We start from the raw sequence: 6,896 nt of genomic DNA, 5'->3' as shown, positions 1-6,896 counted from the left end.
AGGATGCAGCCGGGTACCAGACCCTCCTGCCAAAATAATTCCTTTTCTCGACATGGTCTTTCCCTACAGTTTTTCAATGACAGTTGAGAGGCAGTTATGGGAAATATTCTGAACTTTGTTTCTTGATAACTCTTATAGCCATAAGCGTTTAGTATTGAAAATCTCGAAATAAAGCAACTGCTTTTCTGGAATTTCATCACGAAAATCTGGGAGAACCTGGTATTTTCGTGATTTTACAGAAGTCTCGCTGACAGGAAACCCCAGAACAATCACCCAAAAACACCTTACGCGCCCTTTTTTCACTTAACCATTCCAAACACAAGCCACCATATACCCCCAGCCACCCATGGCTCCATTTGGATTCTATACCCCGACTCAGCGGTGACAAAACACAACCAACGTAAAACACGCGACCAGGACGTGACCAGGAATGAAAAACGGTTTCTGTGTTATTCAAAGACGTTCAACGCGGCTATAGTTCTACCGGAATGAGGCGAATGATCGTATCGATAATACGATCATGGTGCTTTGTTCGGTTTATGGTATTACTCTGCATCAGCAGCACCCCTACCAGATCCCGTTGAAAGTCAATCCAGGCGACCGGACCCGAGTAACCGGGATGTGATAACATACCCGAAGGACCGTATACATGGTTTGCTTTATACTGAAAGGCGAGCGCGTAGCGGCCGTTGGTTCCCGGCTGTGTCAGGTAGAGTTGCTGCAATACCTTTCCATCGATTAACTGTTTCCCGTTGTGAACACCATCGCTCAGGTGCAACTGCATCAGTGTGCCGATATCGTCGAGGGTCGAATAGACGCCGCCGCCAGCTGTGGAGAATCGTTTGTTCTGACGCTCGGCCACTTCCAGACCAAAAGTATCCGGTTCAAACACGCCTGCTTTGTTCGATTGATACAGGGGTGCCAGTCGTTTCAGTTCTGCTGGCGTCGGCTGAATGGTGGTATTCTTCAAATTGAGCGGCTTGAAGACGCGCTCCTGCATCAGTTCGACAAAGGTTTTCCCGGTAATTTTCTCCGCCACGCAGGCAGAAAGATCAATGGGGCGACCATACATCATCTGTGTCCCGGGCTCAGCGACCAGCCCCAGTTTCAGGCAGCCATCCACGAAATCCTGATGCGTCTGGGGAAAGACATAGTCTTTCAGTTCCGGGCTGGTTTTATCGAGGTTTTTATTCGCCTTGAGCCAGCCGTCATTCGGAATCCCCGATGTATGACTGAGAACATGGCGCAAACGGACCGGCTGCTTCGGTTTTGAACCATCGGCCAACCGAATCTCGGCAAACTCGGGAAATGTCTTCGCGATCGGATCATCAAACGTTATTAGACCGTCATCCACCAGAGACGCCATCAAGGTCGCGGTAAACAGTTTGCCGGTGGAAGCCAGCCAGCAGAGTTGATCCACGGTAAAAGGATCTTTGGTTTCAATGTTAACGACGCCGTGCGCTTCCCGCATGATGACTTTGCCGCGATGAATCAGCAGCACCGAGATCCCCGGATAATACCCTTCATTGATCACCGCCCGAATCTCCGAGCGAATCGCATCACGCGCTTCTTCCGTCAGCTTAAATGGGAAACGTACCTGAGGAGGCGGCGAATCCTCTGCTCTCGCAGACACCGTCACTGCGAGCAAGAGAAGCAGACCAAGCAGGATTTGCATTGTTTTTTTTCATGGTTGAACACTTTCAAAAGACCAGCTTTTTTCGCCGGCCCCTTTGCCGGAAAATCGGATTGACTGAAATTCTACCGGAGAGGCGTCCGCGGGAACATAGAGCCGCACGATCCCTGTTTTGCCTTCAACAGGGAGCTTCAGCTCAACATCCTGCCACTCTTCGCTCCCTTTAAAGGCATACTCAACGATCTGGCCCGTGCGTGGAAACGTCTCCTGATCTGCCGTCTTCCATTGCACTTTGCCCGTGCCGCCAGCGGTGCTGCGGATACGGAGTTTTAAAGTCAGCGGTCCCTCCAGTTTAACCTGGGCGGTTCCGAGAAACGGCGTGCGGCCATCGGCTTCAATTCGCGCGGCACCTTTCACGAGTGTGAGCTTGCACATTTTGGGAACAAGCCCCGTCGCGGGATCGCGTGCCGGTCTCAGCGTGTTTTGTACATTCGGTTTAAAATCGGGGTTGGGTTTCGGTGTGATCGCCCCGGTCTCTTTCTCAAATTCATTGATCAGCGCGTCGAGCTCTTTGACTTTATCCGGCATGATGGCTGCCAGGTTTGTCGTCTCGCCGATGTCTTCTTTCAGATTGTAAAGTTCATACAGGTCCGGGTAATTCGGATGCGGCTCCCAGCGCCGGATCAGTTTAAAATCTCCCGCTCGGACAGAAGTGGCCGGAATCAGATGCGGGAACCAGATGAAGAGCGCTTTGCGTTCCAGCGTTCCCTGTTGCAGTAATACCGGCAGAAAAGAAACACCGTCCAGAATGTGATTATCCGGTTTGTCCACTTTCACGACGTCCAGAATCGTCGGATACATATCGATGGGTCCGACCACCGTATCGGAAATCGAACCGGCCTCGATGTGCTTCGGCCAGCGAACCATCAGTGGCACGCGCTGTCCCCCTTCGTAGATCCGCCCTTTGCCTTCACGCAACGGCGCATTGTTGGTGGGTGGCTCTGTCCCCGCCCATTTCCGGTAGCTTTGGATCGTGTTGTACAACGGATGTTTCGCGGTCACGTTCTGTAGCTTCCGGTCATCCTTGTCCCAACTGTGCGTATTGCCGCCGTTATCCGAATAGAAGATGAACAGCGTTTTGTCAGTCAGATGCAATTCGTCGAGCTTGTCCAGAATGCGTCCCAGGCTTTCATCCACGTTCTGCAGCATCGATCCCATCACGGGATTGCGTTGTTCGCCGCGCGGGTCTGTTTTCCTGGCATACCGGGCCGTGTATTGCTCTTTATGCTGCCACGGTCCGTGAACCGAGTATTGCCAGAGATTCAGATAGAAGGGTTCTTTCTGATTTTTCTCGATGAACCGGAGTGCTTCGTCGGTCAGCCGGTCGGTAATGTGTTCTCCCTCGGGACCGTCGGTGATGTTGCCGACTTTATACCTCCCGGCCGGGCGACCGTCCGCATGCACGCCGTAAGGAGAAAAGTAACTCGGCGGCCCCGGATCGGGAGCACAATGCCAGATCGTTTCGAAGCCCTGCTTGTCAGGCCAGTGTTGCGGCATTGCTCCGAGATGCCACTTGCCGAAGTGCCCCGTCCGATAACCGGCATCGCGGAGAACTTCGGCCAGCGTGATCAGTTTCGGATCGAGGTAGTTTTTACTTTCGGGATAAATGAATTTTTTGTTGGGGGATGTCTTGGCCGGATAGCGGGCTGCCTCTTCAGGCTGCGGCGGAAGATGTCCTGTTGCACTCGTGATGCCGTGCCGAGCGGAATACTGTCCGCTCAAAATCGAAGCGCGTGTCGGCGAACAGAGGGGTACGGCATACGCGTTCGTAAACCGCATCGACTGTTTCGCCAGCCGTTCCATGTTGGGCGTTTCATAATACTTCGAACCGTAAACCGAACTGTCCATCCAGCCCATATCGTCGACCAGAAACAGTACCACATTCGGTCTGGAAGGTGCGTTCGCGAATGCCAACACCTGGACAGAAAATAAAAAGATCAGACAGGCAATCGATTTCAAGAGATTCATTTTCATTATGTAAATGATCCAAACAAGAGCGACATTGATTCGATGGTTCTCTTAACGGTAAAGTAGGTGTCCGGTTTACAAATCTTTTTCCGTCGGCGGAAAACGTTTGCGTCTGTCACTGTCGACCGGCTTGCCGCTGCCTGTGTTCCACCATTCGGCGGCACGCTCCGGATCGTAACTTGGATTGGGAATCGGCATCCGGGCATTGACATCCTGCCGCCATACCTTGAGCTTCTGCTTCAAGTCTGCGACACGCCCTTTTTTCTCACTCGCCAGGTTTTTCGTTTCGCCGATGTCGTTGCTGATTTGATACAACTCCACATCGCCGGTCCCATCGAGGTACTCGATCAGCTTCCAGTCCCCCTCGCGAATACTGCTGGCCGGTCGGTCGTGGTGGTAGTGCGGGTAGTGCCAGTAGAGCGCGCTCCGTTTCAGTGTTGCGTCCGGGTTAGAGAGTAATGGAACCAGACTCTCGCCATCGATCGTCTGATTTTTCGGGAGCGAACCCCCAGCCAGTTCGACAAAAGTGGGATAGAAGTCGTACGTAATCGTCGGCTCTGCACAGACGGTTCCCGCTTTCACGAGCGGTGGATACTTAATGATCAACGGAACGCGAACGCCCCCTTCGTGCAGCGATCCTTTCTCGCCCTTGAGTGGAACGAGGCTCGAGACATTGTCATCCGCTTCTTCACGGTAGTCATAGCGGCGATATAAGCCGCCGTTGTCGGATGTAAAGACCACCATCGTATTCTCCGTCATTCCTTCAGCTTCGATGGCATCGACAATCCGGCCGACCATGTCGTCACAATGTTCGATCATCGCAGCATACACCGGGTGCGGAAATTCGCGATTCAGGCTGGCGGACTTCTGCCGATACTTCTCGACTTTTTCGGACATGGCTCCCAGCGGAATATGCACGGCGAAAGGAGAGAGCATCAGAAAGAACGGTTTCTGTTTGTTGCTGCGAATGAAATCGATACTCAGATCGGCTTCAAAGTCGGTTCGATACTGGCCCGACTTCGGTTTCAAATCTGAGCGTCCCTGAACCCGATACTTTCCGGGCAGATGCGGTCCCCCGATGACAGCCGCAAAATCGTAGCCCTGCCGATCCGGCTGAAATTGAGGCCCGTTTCCCAGATGCCACTTGCCGATATATCCGGTCTCGTAGCCGGCAGCCTTCAGCGATTCTGCAACCGTGACCGTATCGAGGGGCAAAGCCATCGTTGGCTGTGGGGTAATCACACGTTCAAACGGTCGCCAGTGTCCGGGAATAAAATCGGTAATGCCGATGCGCGCCTGATTCTGTCCGGCCTGCAAAGCGCACCGCGTGGGCGAACAGACAGCACCGGCGGCATAAAAATCGGTGAATCGCATCCCCTCTTTAGCAAGTTGATCAATGCGCGGCGTGTCTACGAAATCGTTGCCATAACAGCCGACATCCTTCCAGCCCATATCGTCGATAAAAATGAGCACAATATTGGGCCGCTCGGCGGCCGTCACCGGTCCTGCAGTACACAAAAGTGCCAATATGGATAGAAGAATCACGCGCGCCATGATTTCAGTTCCCGTTGGTTAGAGTATGAATGCTGCCGCTAATGAGCCGGCTCGTTGCAGCTTAAATACACAGAAGTCACAGAGTATTTGCAAGTTCCATCGCAACTCGAAGCAGAAATGCGATAACGCCGAGAGCAAATGCCCGCGGCGTTATTTTAATCTGGTGGAGAGCAAAAAGCTCGCTCCCAAAAGAGAAGCTCCTCGAGTAGGACTCGAACCTACAACCTAGCGGTTAACAGCCGCTCGCTCTACCGATTGAGCTATCGAGGAATAAGAAAGTGGTAAAAGAGAACTCTCAACCACATTGTGCGTATAACATATTGCGAGAAATGTATGAAGTCAACCGAAGATAATCACGAACCACTTGTGTTCTGACAAAATTTCCAAGAAATCTGGAAGGGAGAGGGGGGTCGTAACTATTTTGGATCACTCATCTTCGGAACCCGGCTGTTTGGGAGAAACCCCTTTGATCTTTTCCAGGATGACTTTGTTGCCCTGCTCGTTGTATTCGATGAGATTCATAAACGCTCCCATCAGCATAATCCCACGTCCGCAGGGGCGTTCGAGGTTTTCCAGTAAGGTGGGATCGGGTACATGAGTACGGTCAAATCCTTCGCCTTCATCCTGGATCTCGATGCGTACCCGTTCGTCACTGAGCCAGCATTTGATGTCCACATTCTTGTCCGGGGACATGCGATTGCCATGTTTGATGGCGTTGACGAGTGCCTCTTCGAGCGCCAAACGCACGGCAAAGACATCGCGATCCGGATATTCACGTACCTCGAGAGCCTCGACAATTCTGGCTTGTACAGCCTGACCTTCCGAGGTATCGCTGGGAATCGTTACTTCAAAGTATTCGTCCGATGACATGAATTTGGCCAGCACACGATTTCTGGTGTTTGTCCAGTTACTATTTAGAGACATTTAAACATATTCCTCGAATATGCCGGGAAAAACGAATTCGCTTTCCCCTTACTTAAATATCTGACAATATTTGTTCTCAATCAGCGTTTTGAAGGAACGGTAATCCGTATCGCACACAGGTCGACGTTGCAATTACCGAGCCAACGCTAAAACCCTTCGAGAGCCGCCTCTTGTGTTTCTGCGATATCAAAAAGTTGATTCAGTCGCGTAATGGCGAAAACTTCATAGATATCAGGACGAATCGAACAAAGTTTCAATTTACCCTTTGCCTTTTTCACTTTTTTATCCAACGTGATCAGCTTTCCGAGTGCAGCACTCGAAAGGTATTCCACATTGGAAAAGTCCAGAATAATCTTTTTGCGTCCATCTTCATCAACAAGTCCGAATAATTGAGTCCCGATGATCTGGATGTTTCCTTCATCAAGAATTTTCTTGTCAATAAATTTTGCTATGGTGACATCTGAGACTTCTTCGATGTCAACACGACGGTGACCAGCTGCCATAATTCCAGCCCACCCTCTTCTAAAAAAACAAAATCCGACGTTGGCACATGCATTCCCTCTGAACGCATTATCGTTGATCTAAAGTCGCTACGACTGCCTGGCCCGATCGGAATCGATCATAAAAAACGAATTGATTAAAAGTAACAGATTATAGCCGTCTTGTCTAAAAAAGAAATTATCTAAACAGATATTCCCATTAGGCTAACATCAATTTGAATCAGGACGACAAGTCCGCTGTAAGTCATGATCATCAC

Annotated in this window: 5 protein-coding genes and 1 tRNA gene; all 6 read right to left on the bottom strand. The window is 51.0% G+C overall.

Annotated elements, in window-relative coordinates:
- Positions 1-472: 472 nt before the first annotated feature.
- The 6 genes from Q0294_RS02135 to Q0294_RS02110 all read right to left on the bottom strand — a co-directional run bounded on the left by Q0294_RS02135 (position 473) and on the right by Q0294_RS02110 (position 6,642).
- Complete coding sequence (locus Q0294_RS02135; RefSeq protein WP_299460434.1) at positions 473-1,675, bottom strand: serine hydrolase domain-containing protein; 1,203 nt, start codon at positions 1,673-1,675, stop codon at positions 473-475.
- Between the two features lie 9 nt (positions 1,676-1,684).
- Complete coding sequence (locus Q0294_RS02130) at positions 1,685-3,667, bottom strand: sulfatase (protein WP_299460432.1); 1,983 nt, start codon at positions 3,665-3,667, stop codon at positions 1,685-1,687.
- A 69-nt stretch (positions 3,668-3,736) separates the two neighbouring features.
- Positions 3,737-5,215, bottom strand: coding sequence for a sulfatase (locus Q0294_RS02125; RefSeq protein WP_299460429.1), 1,479 nt, complete (start codon positions 5,213-5,215; stop codon positions 3,737-3,739).
- Between the two features lie 197 nt (positions 5,216-5,412).
- A tRNA-Asn gene (locus Q0294_RS02120) sits at positions 5,413-5,485 on the bottom strand.
- 156 nt (positions 5,486-5,641) lie between these two features.
- The gene (locus tag Q0294_RS02115) at positions 5,642-6,139 is read right to left on the bottom strand and encodes an ATP-binding protein (RefSeq protein ID WP_299460426.1); all 498 of its coding nucleotides are present in this window, start codon (positions 6,137-6,139) and stop codon (positions 5,642-5,644) included.
- A gap of 146 nt (positions 6,140-6,285) precedes the next feature.
- Positions 6,286-6,642, bottom strand: coding sequence for an STAS domain-containing protein (locus tag Q0294_RS02110; RefSeq protein ID WP_002647021.1), 357 nt, complete (start codon positions 6,640-6,642; stop codon positions 6,286-6,288).
- Between the last annotated feature and the right edge of the window lie 254 nt (positions 6,643-6,896).

Source organism: uncultured Gimesia sp. (assembly GCF_937919775.1).
Lineage (GTDB): Bacteria > Planctomycetota > Planctomycetia > Planctomycetales > Planctomycetaceae > Gimesia.
This window is presented reverse-complemented; position numbering and strand designations above follow the sequence as displayed.

Coding starts and splice junctions, on each gene's coding strand:
- Q0294_RS02135 (WP_299460434.1), bottom strand. CDS start 1,675: ATGCAAATCCTGCTTGGTCTGCTTCTCTTGCTCGCAGTGACGGTGTCT.
- Q0294_RS02130 (WP_299460432.1), bottom strand. CDS start 3,667: ATGAAAATGAATCTCTTGAAATCGATTGCCTGTCTGATCTTTTTATTT.
- Q0294_RS02125 (WP_299460429.1), bottom strand. CDS start 5,215: ATGGCGCGCGTGATTCTTCTATCCATATTGGCACTTTTGTGTACTGCA.
- Q0294_RS02115 (WP_299460426.1), bottom strand. CDS start 6,139: ATGTCTCTAAATAGTAACTGGACAAACACCAGAAATCGTGTGCTGGCC.
- Q0294_RS02110 (WP_002647021.1), bottom strand. CDS start 6,642: ATGGCAGCTGGTCACCGTCGTGTTGACATCGAAGAAGTCTCAGATGTC.